We start from the raw sequence: 255 nt of genomic DNA on the forward strand, positions 1-255 counted from the left end.
CGCGGAGCAGAGGCGATAGCATATGGAACAGGTAATGAACTCAATCGATCTCGGCGCCATCCTTCCGGAAATCATGATATCGGTTTTTGCCCTGGCGGTGCTGGTGCTGCAGTCCCTGAGGGCCCCCCGGCTGCGGTCCGCCTACGGGTACGTGGCCCTGCTCGGCATCGCGGGGGCGCTCGTGGTGGTCCTCCTCGAGCCCGCGGGGTTTTCCGCGCGGTCGGTGTCCTATTCCTTCAGCGACATGTGGGTGGT

1 protein-coding gene is annotated in these 255 nt (G+C 63.9%); it reads left to right on the plus strand.

Annotated features, from left to right (window positions below; all coding sequences use genetic code 11):
- Positions 1-34 precede the first annotated feature (34 nt).
- A partial coding sequence (locus MWC30_RS22370; RefSeq protein ID WP_244086376.1) for a hypothetical protein occupies positions 35-255 on the plus strand: 221 nt, incomplete at its 3' end.

Origin of the sequence: Desulforhabdus sp. TSK, assembly GCF_022836495.1 — a bacterium.
GTDB lineage: Bacteria > Desulfobacterota > Syntrophobacteria > Syntrophobacterales > Syntrophobacteraceae > Desulforhabdus.